Source organism: Roseovarius mucosus (assembly GCF_002080415.1).
GTDB classification, from domain to species: domain Bacteria; phylum Pseudomonadota; class Alphaproteobacteria; order Rhodobacterales; family Rhodobacteraceae; genus Roseovarius; species Roseovarius mucosus_A.
The window spans coordinates 2,909,071-2,927,204 of record NZ_CP020474.1; the positions used below are offsets into that span (position 1 = coordinate 2,909,071).

An 18,134-nucleotide genomic window follows, 5' to 3' on the forward strand; every position below is an offset into this window, starting at 1 on the left:
TAATCTTGTGGGCCTCCCCGCCATTATGGCGGAGAGGTCTGACCATCAGACAAAGATAAAATTATCGCTATTTGCAATCTCGCTCCAAGAATATTGACTGGTATCTTCCAGTAAAATTGAGAAGCTCTGCCCAACTTTGCTGAACGAGATTTTATAACCATCGACATCGCCGCCCACGAGGTAAATTTTCAGATCGCTTCGGCTGTTGACGCCGTCGACATCGAGTTTAATCAGGTCTGTTCCCGGTTCAAAATCTGTGATCCGCTCGTCGGCCACCATTTCTGATTGCAAGAATATAAAAGTATCCGCGCCGGCTCCCCCCGTGACCGTGTCGCGACCTCTCCCGCCAATCAGTTTGTCATTTCCCGTTTCGCCAAAGATCTGATCATTATCATTGCCACCATACAGGACGTCTTGGCCATCACCCCCGAAAAGCGTGTCAGCGCCCGCCCTGCCATAGAGTTTATCATTGCCAAGCCCTCCCTGAAGCTCGTCATCGCCATCGCGGCCGTCAAGCGTGTCGGCCCCTGCAAATCCGAAAATCTTATCAACGCCATTCGTCCCCACAAGCGCCACGTCGTTTCCATTCGTCCCGTTGACGATATTGACTTGTGACAACTCATAAGTGATTTCAATCACTTCGTAGGGCTTGAATGTCACCGTCAGATCTGTTCCGCCCCCAAGTTGGGTCTCGTTCAACTGGGTTATTTTCGCTCGAACGTCGTGTTCATTCCAATAATAGCGCGTGCCATCAATGGTCACGAATTCAGATGCAATATTGGTATCACCATTCCAATGCTGACCGTTCGACGAGGCTGGATCATATCCCAACTGTATTCCCGACACGCTATCGTAGGCACCGATCATCTGACTGAAGTCGAGATCGACTGTTTGCTTTTCTAAAGATCGGGAAGAAACATAGAAAACCACCTTCTCGTTGGATTGAAAGGTGTTGATCTCAATGGAACCGTTATCATTTGAAAAGTCAGCTTCGACCCTTTCCATCCCGATGATACTATTGGTCATCATGTCGAATATGGCCCCACGCACGGTGTTGAGCAGGATGCCCGTGGCCTAGTCTATCACAAGATTGTCTCCCGGATGACCGGCGAGGTCGGTTCGTGTGTTCATCTGGACGGGCCAAACGTAGGCGCTGTCAACACCGAGGTCTAACATGTATTCGAATTGTTCAAGAATGGTCGATGCAGCACGGATGCCATTTAGGTGGTTTGAGTCTCGGTTGATATTCCACTCCGTTATGTGCAAACCAAAATCGGAGCCGAATGTTGCGTTCCACCGCGTCATGGATTTATCGATCCAACCCATTTCTCGACTGCTGCCATCGAAGGTAATATCTCCGTCATCCTTGAAGTAGTAATGCTCGATGACGCCATCCAGCGCGCCTCTGGCAGCGGGAGAGAGTTGGTTGATGATCGTTTGGTTCGCGCTTTCAGTGCGGGGTTCGAAGTTGTCTGAAGGGCCGTCTGGGCGGGGGAATTCGGAGTTGGATGCCGTGACATTTGCCATCTGAATTAGGATGTCAGGATCATGACCAGACCCCGTTATGCCATTCTGGATTGCAATGATTGACGCGTTGGCTCGCTGGCCATATAGAGTTTCGCCCATTTCGCCCCAGAATTCATTGCCGATTTCAAACTGCGCGATCACATCGCCATAGTTCTGCAGCACAAGTTCAACGAAATCTGTCAGGTCCTGAATATTTTGCGGGAAGATGCCGTTTTGTATAGGTGTAACGAGTGATACTTTCTTGCCGTTCGCCTGCGCCCAGTTTAGGAAATTGGTGACTTCGTCAATCAGTTCTCCATTGGGTTTGAGCAGCCCGTTCTGATACAGGCTCTGCGTATCCCCACCTGGAAAGCGAACATTTGTAATGCCTATAGCTGTTTGCGCACTCGTGAATTCAGAGGTTGGAGTCCCTGTGTTGGTGTTGGGACCGATGACCGCGTTACCGCCAAATAGTTCAGCTGTGGCCATTTGATTTGTAAGAGTAAAGTTGGTGAGTGTCATTTGCACGTTTGGCATGACAAAACCCTTTCAATCATACCTACCTGTCATTCTCTCGAATGACTGTTCATGCGATGGGAATTTCTCATAATTGAATCTAATATCACCGCACGACTTATGGTAGAATTTCCTTGTGAAGACAGTCAAGTGCTCGGCTTGGGTGACGCGGATGTTTCTATCCGGCACATATCAAGGGCTAACAGGTATTTATCCGGAGGCCATGCCACTCTCTCGGCGATAACTGGTTGTTAGTGCGCGCTTTGCGGGTCCGGAACGACCCCACGACGTAGATACTTTGTCAAATCATGCAACGAAGATTAGGTAGGCTACGGCGGTTGCGTCCTCCCGCAACCATAAATACTATACTTTGCATAACCTCCTGTTCAAGGGAGGTTTTTTGCTGTCCGGACTTCCCCGCACCCCCAAGGCTCAATGCCAGAATGCCCGCAAGTGCGCCGTGCAGGTCCAGCTGCGGCTCCATGCGCTTGCCGCCCGTGGGGACAGGCGTGATCACGATCTTGTCGATCAGGCCACGGATCGCCTCTTTGGCCTCCAGCATGTGTTCCCAGGCGGCGCAATGGCGGGGGCTCAAGGCGAAGCCATCCGGGCGCAATGTCGATCTGCACGAGAGTTGAATAAGCTGCTTCCGATTGAACGCGTGGTATCGCTCCTCAAATACGCAGGTGCCAGCCTTGGTGCCTCCGGTGGCGCGGTAGGTGGCTTTTTTCAATCGTGTTGAATAAATACCAACTGTATGGTATGTATCGACTATGCCAAGACCAACCAAGCAATACCCCGAGCGCGGCGATGCGCGTACCCGCCTTCTGGAAGCCGCGCGCGACGTGATCCGCCGTAAGGGCTTTGCCGCAACCTCAGTCGATGACCTGTGCCAGTCGGCCGGTGTCACGAAGGGTGCGTTCTTCCATCACTTCAAGACGAAGGACGCGCTCGGTGTGGCGGCAGCGAATTTCTGGGCCGAGACAACCAGCGCACTATTTGCGAGCGCCCCTTACCATGAGCCAGACGATCCGCTGGACAGGGTTCTGGCCTATCTGGATTTCCGCAGAGCCATCATTGGCGGCGAGACCTTTGAATACACCTGCCTCGTGGGGACCATGACGCAGGAGGTGCATGACAGCGCGCCCGCGATCCGGGATGCCTGCGCCGCCAGCATTTTTGGCCATGCCGCCACGCTGGAGGCCGACATCGAAGCGGCCAGAGCAAAGCGCGGGATTGACGCGGACTGGACTGCCGCCAGCCTTGCCCGCCACACACAGGCGGTCCTTCAGGGCGGCTTCATCCTCGCCAAGGCCACCGGAGACTCGGACCTGGCCCGTGAGAGCGTCGACCACCTGGTCCGCTATGTGCGCGGCCTGTTCGGGCTGGGGCCAAATACATCCGAAATCAGCAAGGGGGAGAGATCATCATGACCCGCCAGCAGATCACCGTGGAAACGACCGTTTCCGTTTCTTTGGAAGAGGCCTGGAGTGCCTATACGACCCCGGATGACATCACACAGTGGAATTTCGCAAACGACGACTGGTGCTGCCCGCGCGTCGAAAGCGATCTGCGCCCCGGCGGCAAGTATATCGCACGCATGGAGGCGAAGGACGGCAGCATGGGTTTCGACTTCCAGGGAACCTACGAGAAGATCGAGCTACACAAGGAACTCTCACTTGTTCTCGATGACGGCCGCAAGTCCCGCACGACCTTTACCGAGAATAGTGACACGACCAAGGTCGCTACCACGTTCGACGCCGAGACACAGAACCCAACCGACATGCAGCGCGACGGGTGGCAGGCAATCCTGAACAATTTCAAGGCCCACGTAGACGGTAAGGAGGGCTGAATTGCGTGCGGGGCGGTCTGGCTTTGATGCTGCACCCCAAACCACTACACGGGAGAACAGAACAATGGAACATGCCTCGAAAGTTCGAACCTGCCTCTGGTTCGAGAAGGGCGGACATGATGCCGCGCAGGAATACGTTGCGCTCGTGCCAGATAGTCGGATCGAAGCCGTGCGCGAGAACGGCCAGCCGAACGATCCGATGATTGTCGAGTTCACGCTGGCCGGTGCGCCAATGATGATTCTGACGGCAGGGCCTCACCACAAATTGACGCCCGCTGTCTCGATCAGCGTGTTGACCGAGGATCAGGACGAGACAGACCGGCTTTGGGGTGCCCTGACTGGAAATGGAGGCGAGGCCGGGCCTTGCGGTTGGCTCGTGGATCGCTTTGGTGTGTCCTGGCAGATCGTGCCGAAGCGGATGCCAGACCTGTTGGCCAGCGACGATCCGGCTGTGGTGGTCCGTGTGAGCGAGGCCATGATGCGGATGGGCAAGATCGACATTGCCGCCCTCGATGCTGCTGCCGCGAAGGGGCCAGCTCATGGGTGAGACAACACGCATCGCTTGCAAATGCGGCCAGACCCGCCTTGAAGTCGAGGGCAAGCCCATCAAAAGCGTCGAATGCTGCTGCACATCTTGCCGCGAAGCAGCAGACAGGATGCAGCGCCTTGAGGGCGCGCCCAGAACCGTGACGGATCACGGCACGACGCCCTTCGTCATGTATCGCAAGGATCGCGTGCGTTTTCTTGCGGGGGCCAACACCTTGGCCGGGTTCCGCTTGTCGCCTGAGGCCTCAAGCAGGCGGGTGATCGCTACCTGCTGCAACACGCCAGTCTATTTGGAGTTCAAAGGCGGTCATTGGCTGAGCTTCTACAGTGGACTTTGGCCGGTCGGCACAAAGCCTGCGCCCACGATGCGTACGATGACCTCGGATCTGCCGGAAGGTAGCACTCTGCCAAACGACATCCCCAACGCCAAGAAGCATAGCCTTGGCTTCTTCGCCAAGCTCTTCGGGGCTTGGGTCGCCATGGGGTTCCGTAGCCCGAAAATGTCCAATACGGGAGAGATCAATGTCTGACACCGACGAGAAGATCGAAATCGAGAGCATCACATCGCCGAACCACGTCCAACGGGTGAACAAGGCGAAATTCATGGCCATGCGCGACGCCTTGCTTCCGGTGTTGCCGTCCGAGGGCCCCGGCATGACTGTCGCCGAGGCGAAAGCCGCCTTGCTGCCAAACCTGTCGCAGGAGTTGTTTCCCGGCGGTGAGAAGGCAGGCTGGTGGCTGAAGGCCGTGCAGCTCGATCTTGAGGCCAAGGGCGTGATCGCGCGTGACGGCAAGAGGCCGGTGCGGTTGGTCAGAACGGGCAAATGAGCCAGATGCGATTGGACATCGCGCATGGTCGCCATGCCCAAAGCGACATCGCCAAACCCGACATTGCTGCGACGTGCAGCATCCGTGACGTCGCGCCCATGCCGTCATTCTCTGCCGGGCATTATTACCCGCTAAAGCGAGGTTGGAACCGCCACAAACGTCCCTGAACTGACACGCGCTGTCCTCGTCGGCACTGCGGCGCGGGGTTGCCGAGGCGGTCATTCGGGACTCGGCGTGGACTCATCTTGGTTCCAAAACTACCAAGCGAAGCGCCTGCAAATCTCGGGCCCCTCAAACGGCGGATCACCCATCGGGTCATGCAACGCGTCTACATGACGAAAGAGAGCTTTGCCCTCGAGCCGTACTGCTGCGGCGCTTACTGTCGTCTCTTCCTCTGGTGTCTTTGCAAGTGCGTACCAGGCCGGCAATCGAACAGGCCGAATGCCCAGGTTATCGGGCGGTGCGAAGACGTAGGATGAGATTTCGTAGCGCCTGCGACGAAAATCCGTGCGGCCAGTCCGACGAGCATAGATTCAACTAAATGTTCGTCCGCATCAAGACCTCGACACGGATCCGCTCTTGGGAACCTTTTGCGACGCGCTTGTCGGTGATGGCCTTGAGTTTCCGGACCGCACTTCGCACAAGGTGCCCCGGATCCTGTGCAATAACTGCGTCCAGTTTGCCTTCTCGCAGTGCGGTCTCGGTAAATGGTGTTCTTTCATGGACAATCTTGATGAGGCTCGATGTGCCGCCAATCCCGTTGAGGATCGTCAACGGGATGCGCGCCTCGGATGACAAGATGTAGACGCCCACCAGATCGGGGTTGTTCTTGAGCGCGTTCTGGATGACCTGCTCGGCGCGGGCTTCATCCCCGTAGGTCTCTAGCGAAGGGAGCGCGGTGAGATTTGGGAAATACCGGTTGAGTTCTGCGTCAAACCCAATACGCCGCTCGAGGCTGTCCCGCGATCGCATGCTTTCCGAGATTACGAGAACTGCGCCATGGGCACGAGCACTGAACCGACCGATGAGCGTTGCCGCTGTGGCACCTGCGGCGGTGTGGTTGGTGCCGACCCAGTGTTCTTCCATGCTGGACTGGTCGGCGATGAAGGGCAGGGCCGCGACGCCGCGCTGTTGCAGCCGGTAGATCGCATCGCGAACCTGAGGGGATTCCGGCGCCATGATCGCTACGCCGGTTGTCTCGCTTGCATCAAGGGTTGCGAGGAACGCGGAAATGCTATGGGGGTCGTTTTCGTTGATATGCTCGGCGTCGCACCAGATGAGGTCGGCGGCGAAGGTTTCGTTGGCTTCGTTGATGTGGCGAATGATCTCTTCTAGGAACAGATCGCCAGAGCGGGGCAGGGCAAACACGAACCGGTAGCGTTGTGATCGCGCGAGATTGGCAGCTTGGATATTCCGGACGAATCCGAGTTCTTCGATCGCCTTGTTTACGCGATCGACGGTGTGCTTTTTGACGCCCTCGCGATTGTTGAGTACCCGATCAACGGTCGCGCGACTAACCCCGGCAGCCTTGGCGAGATCTTTTGTCGTCGGTCTTTGCATGATGTCCTTGGCGTTGATCAGCGCGAATTTCATGAACTTATCAGACCCTTGTTCTGCCACAATAGCGGCTTTCGACAACGCTTCAAAGTACTGCATAGCTCAAAATGAGGCAGGTGTCTCAAAAATATCTTGCAGTGAGGCACGTGTCTCATTTAGCAATATTGCGAGCGAGAGTCGTGGCGGGGAGCCGCGCCCGCCATAACTGGGAGGAGTTACCCGATGAGAAAGACCCTGTTCACCACGGCTGCGGCGGGTGCAATTGTTGCATCCGGTGTGGCGACAACCGCTATGGCCGAGGACCTGACCCTGTGTTGGGCCGCATGGGACCCTGCGAATGCGCTTATCGAGCTGTCCAAGGATTTCGAGGCGCAATCCGGCCACACCATGAGCTTTGAATTCGTGCCATGGACCAGCTTTGCTGATCGTATGTTGAACGAGCTGAACTCGGGCGGGCAGCTGTGTGATCTGATGATCGGTGACAGCCAGTGGATCGGCGGCGGTGCCGAGAACGGCCATTACGTCAAGCTCAACGATTTCTTTGAGGCCAACGGGATCAGCATGGATGATTTCTTGCCGGCCACCGTGACGGGCTATGCCGAATGGCCCAAGGGCACGCCGAACTACTATGCGCTGCCTGCTTATGCAGACGTTGTGGGCTGGACCTATCGCAAGGACTGGTTCGAGCGTCCCGAGCTTCAGGCTGAATTCATGGAAAAACACGGCCGCGCACTGGATGTTCCGGCCTCGCTTGAGGAATTGCGCGACATCGCCGCATTCTTTCAGGGGCGCGAGATTGACGGCACGACCGTTTACGGCGCTGCGATCTACACCGAGCGTGGGTCCGAAGGGATCACGATGGGCGTGACGAATGTGCTCTATAACTACGGGTTCGAATATGAAAACCCAGAAAAGCCCTATGACCTCGAGGGGTTCGTGAACTCGGCAGGGGCGGTCGCCGGTCTGGAGCTTTACAAAGAAATTTACGACACAGGCACCCCTCCGGGATCGTCGAACTGGTATATGGGCGAGAACATCGACGCCTATCGCTCGGGGCAGGTCGCGATGCAGATGAACTTTGCTTTCATCTGGCCGGGTGTTGAAGCGGATGAAAACGTGGGCGGAGGCAAATCAGGCTATTTCCCGAACCCCGCAGGGCCAGCGGGCCAGTTCGCGCAGTTGGGCGGGCAGGGCATTTCGGTGGTGGCGTATTCCCAGAAACAGGACGCCGCGCTGGAATACATCAAGTGGTTCGCACAGCCTGAAATCCAGCAGCGCTGGTGGGATCTGGGCGGCGCACCAGCACTGCGCGCGGTCGTTGAGGCCGAGGGCTTTGCGGCCAGCCAGCCCTATGCACAGGCGTTTCTGGACAGCATGGCCATCGTCAAGGATTTCTGGGCCGAACCTGCCTATGCGGACCTGCTGATCCCGATGCAGGAGCGGATGCACAACTACGTCATTGCCGGCGAAGGCACAGCGCAAGAGGCGCTTGACGGCCTGGTGCGTGACTGGACCGAAGTGTTCGAGGACGAAGGCAAGCTGTAATCCTCCTCTCTGTCGGGCGCCCTTCCTGAGGGGGTGGACGACGTATGCTCCAGCCGATCTGCGGATTGGCTGGACCACCCTTCATGGACATTTGCGAGGGGGTTCACCTCGCGAAAAGGACACACACCATGACACTTCCCCCCATGGAAAGAGCGGCGGCAAAAACGCCCGACGGCATCGCGAAACGCATTCGCGGCCTGTCTGACCGGACCATCGCCTGGATCTTCGTGGCGCCTACGATTTTTCTATTGCTGGCCGTCAATATCTTTCCGCTGATCTGGACGATCCGGCTGAGCTTTACCGATTTTCGCGTCAACCGCCCCAATAACGATGTGGAGTGGGTCGGCTTGCGCAATTACGAGCGCATTCTGAGCGACCCTGACGTCTGGAACACGATGCAGGCGACGGCGCATTTCCTGATCTGGACGATCGCGCTACAGGTACTGATCGGCTTTACCCTCGCCTATCTGATCAACAAGAAGTTCAGGGGTAACGACATGTGGACGACGATCATCGTATTCCCGATGATGCTGTCGCCCGCTGTGGTCGGCAATTTCTGGACGTTCCTTTATCAGCCGCAGATCGGTTTGTTCAATTACGTGGTCGCGTTCTTTACCGGTGCTGATCCGGCCAGTTTTTCGATGATCGGCGATGTCAATCTGGCCCCTTGGGCGATCATTATTGCCGACACATGGATGTGGACACCCTTTGTGATGCTGATCTGTCTGGCGGGGTTGCGATCCATTCCCGACAGTATCTATGAGGCAGCCGAGTGCGACCGCGCGAGCAAATGGCGGCAGTTTTGGACCATAACCCTGCCGATGGCCTTGCCGTTCCTGATGCTGGCCGTTCTGTTCCGCGGGATCGAGAATTTCAAGATGTTCGATCTGGTGGTGCAGCTTACAGGCGGCGGGCCGGGAAATACGACCACGCTGACCTCGATTGATCTGAAACGGGAAGCCTTTGAGAAATGGCGCACGGGCTATTCCTCGGCCTATGCGGTGATCCTGTTCGTGACCGTCTTCGGCCTTGCCAGCATCTATGTCAAAGCCCTGAACAAGGTGAAAGAAAGATGAGCTTTTCCGTCACAGAACCGACAAAGGGCACCAAGTGGTTCGCCGGAATTCTGGTCGTTACCTATGCCTGCATCACCCTCGTTCCGCTGCTTTGGATCATTGCGACGGGTTTCAAATCGCCCACGGATTCAATCGCCTATCCGCCGGTCGTGGTGTTCGAGCCGACGCTGGAAGGATATGTCAACCTGTTCACCGACCGGACCCGCGCTACCGAGGATATGCTTGAAGCTGCTGGTCCTGCCGAGACATGGTATGACCAGATTGCGCGGGATCGTGGCACGGTTATTTCCGGCCCGTCGCGCTATGGTGAGCGGTTTCTGAATTCGGTCATCATCGGGTTCGGCTCGACCGCGCTGTGCATGATCCTTGGCACGATGGCGGCCTATGCATTCAGCCGGTTCAAGGTGCCGCTGAAGGATGATCTGCTGTTCTTTATCCTCTCAACGCGGATGATGCCGCCCATTGCGGTCGCGATCCCGATTTTTCTGATGTTTCGGACGCTGGGGCTGAATGACACGCATCTTGGAATGATCCTGCTTTATACAGCGGTCAACCTTTCGCTGTCGGTCTGGCTGCTCAAGGGCTTCATTGATGAAATTCCTATCGAATACGAAGAAGCAGCCCTGATCGACGGCTACACAAGGTTTCAGGCATTCTACAAGGTGGTGCTGCCGCAGGCGGCCACAGGCATCGCATCAACGGCGATCTTCTGTCTGATCTTTGCGTGGAATGAATATGCCTTTGCGGTTCTGCTGACCTCGGGCACTGCGCAAACCGCGCCACCGTTCATTCCGACCATCATCGGGACAAGTGGCAAGGACTGGCCTGCCGTTGCGGCGGGGGCGACGATCTTTCTCGTGCCGGTCATGGTCTTCACCATCCTGTTGCGCAAGCACCTGCTGCGCGGGATCACATTCGGAGCGGTCCGCAAATGATGAACATCATCTACCGCCTGCTGCGGTTTCGCCGTGGCCCCTGGGAAATGCTGGCAACCATTCTGATTGCACTTGGGGTCATCATGCTGATGCAGCCCTTCGCGATTGGCCTTTATAGCTATTCGTTCATTGTCACCCTTGTCGGCACGGTGATGTTCATCATCGTCAGCCATTTCCCGGAGTAATCATGGCACAGATACGAATAGAAAACGTGCGCAAGGACTTCGGAGCGTTCAATGCTGTAAAGTCGTCAACATTCACCATCGAGGACGGCGAGTTCTTTATGCTGCTGGGGCCCTCGGGCTGTGGCAAGACCACGACGCTGCGGATGATGGCGGGACTTGAGCTGCCGACCTCTGGCGAGATTTACATCGACAATGAAGAGGTCGGGATGAAGCCCGCGTCCCAGCGCGATATCGCCTTTGTGTTCCAGATGTTCGCGCTCTATCCGCATATGAACGTCGGTAAGAACATCAGCTATCCGCTAAAGTCCCAAGGGATGCCCAAGGCCCAGATAAAGAAGAAGGTTGACGAGATTGCCGAGATCCTCGGCATTACGGACATTCTGAACAAGCCTGTCGGCGGTTTGTCCGGTGGCGACCGGCAGCGGGTGGCGCTTGGGCGGGCGATCGTCCGCGATCCAAAGGCGTTCTTCATGGACGAACCGTTGGGCGCACTGGATGCAGAGTTTCGCGAGCATATGTCCAAGGAATTGCGCGCCCTACATGACCGGATGAGTGCGACCACGGTTTATGTGACGCATGACCAGCTTGAAGCCATGCAGATGGGTGACAAGATTGTGGTGATGAACCACGGTGTTGTTGAACAGTTCGGCGTACCGCAAGATATCTACGACTGGCCCGCGACAAAGTTCGTGGCAGCGTTTATCGGATCGCCACCGATGAACTTCCTCGAATTCAACGGAATGGTCGGCAAGGGCGGAACCGAGGTTCGGCTGAATGATGTGGCTCTGGCTGTGCCCGCCAGCCTTGACGGTGCCAATGGCGCACTGACGTTCGGGGTGCGTCCCGAGCATGTGAGACTGGACGATGCAGCCCCTTACCGCGCGCGCGTCAAGACAACCGAATACCTCGGCACCACCCAGATCGTCACCTTGGAGACCGCCAACGGAGAGGTCAAAGCCCGCGTGGCCAGTTCGGACCGGATCGGCGTGGGCGACCAGACCGGACTGGCGTTCGATGCGCGCACGATCACGCTGTTTAATGCAGACACCGGTGCCGCGCTGCGCTCGCAAGCCAATCAAGGAGTGCTGTTCCGTGGCTGAAGTGATCCTAAAGGGGATTTCCAAATCCTTTGGCGCCCAAATGGCCCTTGATGAAGTGACCATGACCATTCCAGACGGAGCCTTTGTGGTACTGCTCGGGCCAACCGGCGCAGGCAAGACGACGACGCTGCGGATGGTCTCTGGTCTGGACAAGCCTGACAGCGGATCGGTGACCATCGGGGGCCGCGATGTGACCACGCTCACGCCTGCCCAGCGGGATGTGGCGATGGTGTTCCAGCAGTATTCGCTCTATCCGCATCTGACGGTGCGCCAGAACCTTGAGTTTCCTTTGAAGTCTCCGATCCTAAAGACCCCTCAGGCAGAGATTGACCGCAAGGTAGGCGCGGTCGCGGAGGTCCTGCAAATCAGTCACAAGCTTGACAACAAGGCCACCGCCTTGTCGGGGGGCGAGATGCAGCGCGTTTCGATTGGGCGGGCGTTGGTTCGGGAACCGTCGGTCTATCTGATGGACGAGCCGCTAAGTTCGCTTGATGCGAAACTGCGTTCTGACCTGCGTATCGAGTTGAAAAGCATTCAGGCCGATTCAGGTGCAACCATGCTTTATGTGACCCATGACCAAACCGAAGCCATGACCATGGCCACGCATGTGGGGGTACTGGACAGCGGCAAGCTGGTCCAATTCGGTAGCCCGCGCGAGATATATGAAAACCCCGTGAGCGTGTATGCCGCCAGCCGTCTGGGTCAGCCGCGCATCAATGTGTTGCCGTCAGACGTGTTCGGTGGGGCTCCGCGCGGGGCGGCCCAGATCGGTCTGCGCCCCGAGCAGATCTTGCAGGGCGAGGGCGAGGACAGTTTTGTGCAGCGGGTTGAGCACCTTGGTGACCAGACGCGCCTGCATCTGAAGTTCAAGTCGCACGACCTGATCACGGTTACGGATGCCCATACGACGCTCAAGGAAGGCGACATCATCCAGATCCGCCCGAACAACCCCTTCTTTTTTGACGCCTCTGGCGCTCGCATATCCTAGGAGATCCACCATGAAACATTTTATCAATGAAAAGCACGACATGGTGACCGAAGCGATCGACGGCACGATTGCGGCTTCGGGGGGCAAGCTGACGCGGTTGGATGGCTATCCGCATATCCGCGTGGTGGTGCGGTCCGATTGGGACAAATCCAAGGTTGCGCTGGTTTCGGGCGGCGGTTCGGGCCACGAACCTGCCCACGCGGGCTTTGTGGGCGAGGGCATGTTGACGGCAGCGGTCTGCGGCGACGTGTTTGCCTCGCCTTCGGTGGATGCTGTTCTGGCGGCGATCCTTGCGGTGACCGGGCCGGCGGGGTGTCTGCTTATCGTCAAGAATTACACGGGCGACCGGCTGAACTTTGGTCTGGCGGCGGAGCGGGCGCGGGCCTTTGGCCACAAGGTCAGCGTGGTGATCGTGGATGATGATGTCGCCTTGCCGAACCTGCCACAGGCGCGCGGTCTTGCGGGGACGTTGTTTGTCCACAAGATCGTGGGGGCGATGGCCGAAGGGGGGGCCAACCTAGAGGCCTGCACGATTGCCGCCAAGCGGGTGATTGCAGGCTCGCGCAGTATCGGGCTTTCGCTTGATACCTGTTCGGTTCCCGGATCGCTGAAAGAAGACCGTATTCCATTTGGCATGGCCGAGCTTGGGCTGGGTATTCATGGCGAAGCTGGTGTGGCGCAAGTCGCCTCCGCGGGCGCAGCGGATGCGATTGCCAAGATGATTGAGGCTCTTGTTGCGGATATGCCAAGGACGCCACATGTGGCGCTGATCAACAACCTTGGCGGGGCGTCCTGCCTTGAAATGGCGATTCTGACCAACAATCTGCTTGGCTCGGAGATTGGCCAGTATATTCGGCTGGTCGTTGGTCCCAGCGCGATGATGACGGCGCTCGATATGCACGGATTTTCGATTTCGCTATGCGAACTCGCGGACGGAGACGAAGGGTTCCTGAAAGCGCCTGCCAAGGTGACGGGCTGGCCGGGGTGTAACAGCGTGACTACGCCTGCCGTTTTACCGCTGCCGGATGGCTTGACCCCGATCCGCGCGCCGGCGTCAGCACATGCGCCGACACGGGAATTTCTGACCGATTGCTGCAAGGTGCTGATCGCGGCCGAGAACGATCTGAACCTTCTCGATGCGAAATCCGGGGATGGGGATACAGGCTCGACTCTGGCTGGTGCGGCAAGGGCGTTGATTGATGCGATGGACCGGCTGCCCTTGGCCGATCACACGCAGCTTTACCGTGCGATCGGGCTGGAGCTGAGCCAGACCATGGGCGGATCGTCGGGGGTGCTGCTTGCGATTTTCTTTGCGGCAGCGGGGGATGCGTCATCGTCGGGGATGACGATGCGGGATGCGCTGATGGCGGGCCTTGACCGGATGCGCCAGATCGGTGGTGCCAACCCTGGCGACCGGACGATGGTCGATGCCTTGCTGCCCGCGCTGAATGCACTGAGTGCTGGTTTGCCGCAAGCGGCTGCTGCGGCGCGCAAGGGGGCGAAATACACCGCGACGCTGACATCGGCAAAGGCTGGCCGTGCGAGCTATATCAATGCCGAGCAACTGGAGGGCCATATCGATCCGGGTGCCGAGGCTGTCGCCCGTTTGTTCGAGCATCTGGCCAGCTGAAAAGGGCGACATCACGCCGAGCAATTACCTCGCCCGTTTGGGAGCTTGATCGCTATGTGGCGGGGTTTTTGATCGGTAATTGGCGTTTCCGATGACGAGAGTCTGTGCGGCACCCGCAACGACTTCTTCGTTGATTCAGGCGATGCGGTGAGCAAACCGCGAGATCCACCGTTACCTCGTCTCCATGCGCGGGATAATCCTGCAGCCGCCGACATCGCCAGCCGTGACGTCGTGGAGACTGGAATTCACAGTCTGGGTAGATGCCGATTGGCGTCAAGCTGCCGGATACAATCCGCCGCCAGAAACATTTCGCTCACTGGTTTGAACCGAAACTTCGCGCCCGTGCGACCAGTGCTTTTCGAATTCACGGCTATCCGTCCTGAATTTTCCTGTCTCAGGATAGTGGCACCACACGGATTGAGGCAGAGCCCCAAAAGGTAGCTTGTCTCAAAGCGATGTTAGCGCTAACATTTACCAGAAATAGGGAGGGAGAAAAGCATGGCCACCAGACTCGCAATCAACGGATTTGGGCGGATTGGACGTTGTGTCCTACGCGTCTTGATACATGGCCGTCCCCTGAAGTTGGCGAGCTGAGGGAATGGTCTCTCGCGTCATCCCAGTATCATCCTTTGATCTGGTCATTTTCGGGGCCACTGGCGATCTGGCACAGCGCAAGATCCTGCCGGGTCTTTTCCGCCGCTTTTCAGTTGGCCAGATGCCGAGAGACGCGCGCATCATTGCCACGGCTCGGTCAGAAATTGATACGGACATGTTCCGGGCTGATCTCAGGACAAGCCTCGCCGAGTTTGCGCCATGCATTTCGGGCGATGCGGAAATGCTGGACCAGTTCCTTGCGACGATTGTGTACATTCATCTTGATGTAATGAGCCAAGAAGGCTGGTCCGAATTGGTCGGATTGCTGCGCAGATCAGCGGTGCGCGCCTTCTATCTGTCGGTCTCCACATCCCTTTTCGGCACCATCGCATCCAGGCTGAGCAGCTATGAGGCCGTAACACCTGAGAGCCGCATCGTCGTTGAAAAACCCTTCGGAAATGACCTGGCCATTGCACGGGCACTCAACGCGGATTTGCGTCAGGGTTTCGAGGAAAGCCAAATCTATCGCATCGACCACTATCTTGGAAAAGAAACGGTGCAGAACTTGATGGCTCTGCGCTTTGCCAATGCGCTGTGGGAGCCGCTTTGGAATTCGACACACATCGACCATGTTCAGATCACCGTGGCCGAGAGTCTCGGTGTCGAGGGGCGTGGTGAGTATTACAATCGTGCCGGTGCGATGCGGGACATGGTTCAGAACCACCTCATGCAGCTCTTGTGTTTGACGGCAATGGAACCGCCGTCGAGATTTGAGCCGAACGCTGTGCGTGACGAGAAGGTAAAGGTGATCGAGGCGCTCGCACCTGCCAACCCTCAGGAAATCGTGCGGGGACAGTATCGGGACAAAGAGGGTCAGGGCAGCTACCGCGAGCATGCGGGCGATCCGACCTCGCGAACAGAGAGTTTCGTGGCGATGAAAGTTGCTATCGCCAACTGGCGATGGGCTGGAACGCCTTTCTACCTCCGCACCGGAAAGAGATTGCGCGCGCGGACTTCGGAGATCGCCGTCGTGTTTCGCGAGCCCCCGCACATGATTTTCCCCGAGATGGAAAACCGACGCAGCAATCAAATGATCATACACCTTCAGCCGGACGAGGGCATCACGCTGCACAATACCATCAAGGAGCCGGGTCCTGGTGGTTTCCGCCTTGCGGAGGTAACGTTGGACATGACCTTTGCAAATGCGCTGGGGGGCCAGACCGATTCACAGGACGCCTATGAGCGTTTGATCATGGATGTCATCCGTGGCGACCAGACGCTCTTTATGCGCGGCGACGAGGTCGAGGCGGCGTGGGCCTGGGTCGACCCTATTATCGCGCGCTGGGAAGAGGCGCGTCATGCACCCGAGCCCTATGATGCAGGCGGTTCGGGCCCCGAAGAGGCCCTGATGCTGATGCATCGGGATGGCTGGCGCTGGCGCGAGATTGGCCGAGTGGAGGACAAATGACTCTCAATTCAACCATCGAAGCCGTAACTGACCGGATCATCGCACGCAGTTCCAAGACACGCGACGCCTACCTGAAGCGCATGCGCGCGGCGCAGTCAAAGGGGCCGGCCCGGTCGCACTTGGCTTGCAGCGGTCAGGCTCATGCCTATGCCGCCGCCGAAAGCGACAAGGCGCGCTTGGTCGAGGACGTCTCAGGCAACCTCGGAATCGTAACGGCCTATAACGATATGCTCTCTGCACATCAGCCCTTCGCCACCTACCCGGACATCATCAAGCATGCTGTGCGCGAAATCGGCGGCACGGCGCAAGTTGCGGGCGGCGTACCGGCGATGTGCGATGGTGTCACTCAGGGCGAAGCCGGCATGGAGCTTAGCCTCTTCTCGCGTGACGTGATCGCGCTCGCCGCATCGGTCGCGCTCAGCCACAACACTTATGACGCGGCAGTTTTTCTGGGTGTCTGCGACAAGATCGTACCAGGCCTTTTGATCGCTGCGCAGGCCTTTGGCCATTTACCCGCTGTTTTTCTGCCCGCAGGCCCCATGACAAGTGGCTTACCCAATGACGAGAAGTCCAAGGTGCGCCAACGCTTTGCCGCTGGCGAAGTCGACCGCGCCGCGCTCATGGAAGCCGAGATGGCGGCCTATCACGGCCCAGGTACCTGCACTTTCTACGGCACGGCCAACACCAACCAGATGCTGATGGAGTTCATGGGGCTACATCTGCCGGGTGCCAGCTTTGTGACACCGAACACGCCCCTGCGCGCTGCTCTCACAGCCGAAGGCGCAAAGCGCGCACTCTCGCTCAGCGCGCTGGGTGAGAGCTATACGCCCGTCTGCGATATTCTAAGCGAAAAGGCCTTTGTAAACGGGATCGTCGGGCTTAATGCTACGGGCGGCTCGACCAACCTTCTCATTCACCTGATCGCCATGGCCCGCGCCGGCGGGATCATCCTTGATTGGGAAGATTTCTCCGATCTGTCCGAAGTCACACCGCTTATCGCGCGGGTCTATCCCAACGGGCTGGCTGACGTGAACCATTTTCACGCCGCAGGCGGGCTTGGCTACATGATCGGCGAGCTTCTCGGCGCTGGCCTTCTACATCCCGATACCAAGACAGTGGCAGGCGAGGGCCTTGAGCATTACACGACAGAGCCAAAGCTCGCCGACGGCAGATTGAGCTGGCAACCCGGCGCTCGCAAAAGTCTCGATGACAGAATCCTGCGCACCGTGGCCGACCCGTTCCAGCTCACAGGGGGGCTCGCGCGCCTCTCGGGCAATCTTGGCACAGCGGTGATGAAAGTCTCGGCGGTGGCACCCGAGCACCAGATCGTTCAAGCGCCCGTGCTGGTGTTTCATGACCAGAACGATGTGAAGGCCGCCTTCAAGGCAGGCGAGCTGACGGGCGATCTTGTGGTTGTCATGCGCTTTCAGGGGCCCAAGGCAAACGGCATGCCAGAGCTTCACAGCCTTACCCCGATCCTGTCGATCCTTCAGGGACGCGGCCAGAAGGTGGCGCTGGTCACAGATGGGCGCATGTCGGGTGCCTCAGGCAAGGTCCCCTCGGCAATCCATGTCAGCCCCGAAGCGCTTGATGGTGGCCTGATTGCCAAGCTCAAGGATGGCGATATCCTGCGCGTCGATGCCACGACGGGGGTGCTTCAATGCCTCACCGAAGGGGTGGGGGAACGCCCCGCAGCAGCACCCGATCTGAGCAGCAATCATCACGGACTTGGCCGCGAGCTTTTCGCAGCCTTCCGGCGCAGTGTCGGCACGGCCGATAAGGGCGCATCTATTTTTGGAGAGTAAACC

General features: G+C 57.8%; 18 protein-coding genes. 14 read left to right on the plus strand and 4 right to left on the minus strand.

The window, feature by feature from the left end; genetic code table 11:
- Positions 1-45: 45 nt before the first annotated feature.
- The 3 genes from ROSMUCSMR3_RS13920 to ROSMUCSMR3_RS21685 form a co-directional block, all read right to left on the minus strand.
- Positions 46-1,026 carry a calcium-binding protein gene (locus tag ROSMUCSMR3_RS13920; RefSeq protein WP_198385527.1) on the minus strand — a complete coding sequence of 327 codons (981 nt, stop codon included), beginning with the start codon at positions 1,024-1,026 and terminating at the stop codon, positions 46-48.
- A gap of 48 nt (positions 1,027-1,074) precedes the next feature.
- Complete coding sequence (locus ROSMUCSMR3_RS13925; RefSeq protein ID WP_157667304.1) at positions 1,075-2,028, minus strand: hypothetical protein; 954 nt, start codon at positions 2,026-2,028, stop codon at positions 1,075-1,077.
- A gap of 295 nt (positions 2,029-2,323) precedes the next feature.
- Positions 2,324-2,755: a hypothetical protein gene (locus ROSMUCSMR3_RS21685; RefSeq protein WP_237183452.1), complete on the minus strand. Its 432-nt coding sequence runs from the start codon at positions 2,753-2,755 to the stop codon at positions 2,324-2,326.
- Positions 2,756-2,795: 40 nt separating this feature from the next.
- On the opposite strand from ROSMUCSMR3_RS21685, the gene ROSMUCSMR3_RS13935 reads away from it, so the two are divergent.
- From ROSMUCSMR3_RS13935 to ROSMUCSMR3_RS13955, 5 genes are all read left to right on the plus strand, one after another.
- Positions 2,796-3,455, plus strand: a complete 660-nt coding sequence (locus tag ROSMUCSMR3_RS13935; protein WP_081507678.1) for a TetR/AcrR family transcriptional regulator — start codon at positions 2,796-2,798, stop codon at positions 3,453-3,455.
- Complete coding sequence (locus ROSMUCSMR3_RS13940; RefSeq protein WP_081507679.1) at positions 3,452-3,874, plus strand: SRPBCC family protein; 423 nt, start codon at positions 3,452-3,454, stop codon at positions 3,872-3,874. Before ROSMUCSMR3_RS13935 ends, ROSMUCSMR3_RS13940 begins: the two co-directional genes overlap by 4 nt.
- A 64-nt stretch (positions 3,875-3,938) precedes the next feature.
- Positions 3,939-4,421, plus strand: a complete 483-nt coding sequence (locus ROSMUCSMR3_RS13945) for a VOC family protein (RefSeq protein WP_081507680.1) — start codon at positions 3,939-3,941, stop codon at positions 4,419-4,421.
- Positions 4,414-4,950, plus strand: a complete 537-nt coding sequence (locus ROSMUCSMR3_RS13950; RefSeq protein WP_081507681.1) for a GFA family protein — start codon at positions 4,414-4,416, stop codon at positions 4,948-4,950. The genes ROSMUCSMR3_RS13945 and ROSMUCSMR3_RS13950 overlap by 8 nt, the downstream gene beginning before the upstream one ends.
- Positions 4,943-5,248 carry a DUF6958 family protein gene (locus tag ROSMUCSMR3_RS13955; protein WP_008281705.1) on the plus strand — a complete coding sequence of 102 codons (306 nt, stop codon included), beginning with the start codon at positions 4,943-4,945 and terminating at the stop codon, positions 5,246-5,248. Before ROSMUCSMR3_RS13950 ends, ROSMUCSMR3_RS13955 begins: the two co-directional genes overlap by 8 nt.
- Positions 5,249-5,785: 537 nt before the next feature.
- Here the strand turns inward: ROSMUCSMR3_RS13955 and ROSMUCSMR3_RS13960 are convergent.
- Positions 5,786-6,904: a LacI family DNA-binding transcriptional regulator gene (locus ROSMUCSMR3_RS13960; protein WP_081507682.1), complete on the minus strand. Its 1,119-nt coding sequence runs from the start codon at positions 6,902-6,904 to the stop codon at positions 5,786-5,788.
- A 123-nt stretch (positions 6,905-7,027) separates the two neighbouring features.
- On the opposite strand from ROSMUCSMR3_RS13960, the gene ROSMUCSMR3_RS13965 reads away from it, so the two are divergent.
- The 9 genes from ROSMUCSMR3_RS13965 to edd all read left to right on the plus strand — a co-directional run bounded on the left by ROSMUCSMR3_RS13965 (position 7,028) and on the right by edd (position 18,131).
- Positions 7,028-8,350: an ABC transporter substrate-binding protein gene (locus ROSMUCSMR3_RS13965; protein WP_081507683.1), complete on the plus strand. Its 1,323-nt coding sequence runs from the start codon at positions 7,028-7,030 to the stop codon at positions 8,348-8,350.
- A 128-nt stretch (positions 8,351-8,478) separates the two neighbouring features.
- Positions 8,479-9,426, plus strand: a complete 948-nt coding sequence (locus ROSMUCSMR3_RS13970; RefSeq protein WP_008281708.1) for a carbohydrate ABC transporter permease — start codon at positions 8,479-8,481, stop codon at positions 9,424-9,426.
- On the plus strand, positions 9,423-10,361 hold the full coding sequence (locus ROSMUCSMR3_RS13975) for a carbohydrate ABC transporter permease (RefSeq protein ID WP_008281709.1): 939 nt from the start codon (positions 9,423-9,425) through the stop codon (positions 10,359-10,361). Before ROSMUCSMR3_RS13970 ends, ROSMUCSMR3_RS13975 begins: the two co-directional genes overlap by 4 nt.
- On the plus strand, positions 10,358-10,546 hold the full coding sequence (locus ROSMUCSMR3_RS13980) for a hypothetical protein (RefSeq protein ID WP_081507684.1): 189 nt from the start codon (positions 10,358-10,360) through the stop codon (positions 10,544-10,546). Before ROSMUCSMR3_RS13975 ends, ROSMUCSMR3_RS13980 begins: the two co-directional genes overlap by 4 nt.
- 2 nt (positions 10,547-10,548) lie before the next feature.
- Positions 10,549-11,646, plus strand: coding sequence for an ABC transporter ATP-binding protein (locus tag ROSMUCSMR3_RS13985; protein WP_081507685.1), 1,098 nt, complete (start codon positions 10,549-10,551; stop codon positions 11,644-11,646).
- A complete protein-coding gene (locus ROSMUCSMR3_RS13990) occupies positions 11,639-12,634 on the plus strand; it encodes an ABC transporter ATP-binding protein (protein ID WP_081507686.1) in 996 nt (331 codons plus the stop codon). Before ROSMUCSMR3_RS13985 ends, ROSMUCSMR3_RS13990 begins: the two co-directional genes overlap by 8 nt.
- A 10-nt stretch (positions 12,635-12,644) precedes the next feature.
- Positions 12,645-14,264: a dihydroxyacetone kinase subunit DhaK gene (locus tag ROSMUCSMR3_RS13995; RefSeq protein WP_081507687.1), complete on the plus strand. Its 1,620-nt coding sequence runs from the start codon at positions 12,645-12,647 to the stop codon at positions 14,262-14,264.
- Positions 14,265-14,862: 598 nt separating this feature from the next.
- Positions 14,863-16,326: a glucose-6-phosphate dehydrogenase gene (gene zwf, locus ROSMUCSMR3_RS14005; RefSeq protein WP_081507689.1), complete on the plus strand. Its 1,464-nt coding sequence runs from the start codon at positions 14,863-14,865 to the stop codon at positions 16,324-16,326.
- Positions 16,323-18,131, plus strand: a complete 1,809-nt coding sequence (gene edd, locus ROSMUCSMR3_RS14010) for a phosphogluconate dehydratase (protein WP_081507690.1) — start codon at positions 16,323-16,325, stop codon at positions 18,129-18,131. Before zwf ends, edd begins: the two co-directional genes overlap by 4 nt.
- The last annotated feature ends 3 nt before the right edge of the window (positions 18,132-18,134 follow it).

Bases quoted from the DNA above. Each gene is read 5' to 3' on its own strand.
- ROSMUCSMR3_RS13940 (WP_081507679.1), top strand. From the start codon at position 3,452: ATGACCCGCCAGCAGATCACCGTGGAAACGACCGTTTCCGTTTCTTTG.
- ROSMUCSMR3_RS13950 (WP_081507681.1), top strand. From the start codon at position 4,414: ATGGGTGAGACAACACGCATCGCTTGCAAATGCGGCCAGACCCGCCTT.
- zwf (WP_081507689.1), top strand. From the start codon at position 14,863: ATGGTCTCTCGCGTCATCCCAGTATCATCCTTTGATCTGGTCATTTTC.
- ROSMUCSMR3_RS13960 (WP_081507682.1), bottom strand. From the start codon at position 6,904: ATGCAGTACTTTGAAGCGTTGTCGAAAGCCGCTATTGTGGCAGAACAA.
- ROSMUCSMR3_RS13985 (WP_081507685.1), top strand. From the start codon at position 10,549: ATGGCACAGATACGAATAGAAAACGTGCGCAAGGACTTCGGAGCGTTC.
- ROSMUCSMR3_RS13920 (WP_198385527.1), bottom strand. From the start codon at position 1,026: ATGACCAATAGTATCATCGGGATGGAAAGGGTCGAAGCTGACTTTTCA.
- ROSMUCSMR3_RS13935 (WP_081507678.1), top strand. From the start codon at position 2,796: ATGCCAAGACCAACCAAGCAATACCCCGAGCGCGGCGATGCGCGTACC.
- ROSMUCSMR3_RS13925 (WP_157667304.1), bottom strand. From the start codon at position 2,028: ATGACACTCACCAACTTTACTCTTACAAATCAAATGGCCACAGCTGAA.
- ROSMUCSMR3_RS13980 (WP_081507684.1), top strand. From the start codon at position 10,358: ATGATGAACATCATCTACCGCCTGCTGCGGTTTCGCCGTGGCCCCTGG.
- ROSMUCSMR3_RS13965 (WP_081507683.1), top strand. From the start codon at position 7,028: ATGAGAAAGACCCTGTTCACCACGGCTGCGGCGGGTGCAATTGTTGCA.
- ROSMUCSMR3_RS13995 (WP_081507687.1), top strand. From the start codon at position 12,645: ATGAAACATTTTATCAATGAAAAGCACGACATGGTGACCGAAGCGATC.
- ROSMUCSMR3_RS13945 (WP_081507680.1), top strand. From the start codon at position 3,939: ATGGAACATGCCTCGAAAGTTCGAACCTGCCTCTGGTTCGAGAAGGGC.
- edd (WP_081507690.1), top strand. From the start codon at position 16,323: ATGACTCTCAATTCAACCATCGAAGCCGTAACTGACCGGATCATCGCA.
- ROSMUCSMR3_RS13970 (WP_008281708.1), top strand. From the start codon at position 8,479: ATGACACTTCCCCCCATGGAAAGAGCGGCGGCAAAAACGCCCGACGGC.
- ROSMUCSMR3_RS13975 (WP_008281709.1), top strand. From the start codon at position 9,423: ATGAGCTTTTCCGTCACAGAACCGACAAAGGGCACCAAGTGGTTCGCC.
- ROSMUCSMR3_RS13955 (WP_008281705.1), top strand. From the start codon at position 4,943: ATGTCTGACACCGACGAGAAGATCGAAATCGAGAGCATCACATCGCCG.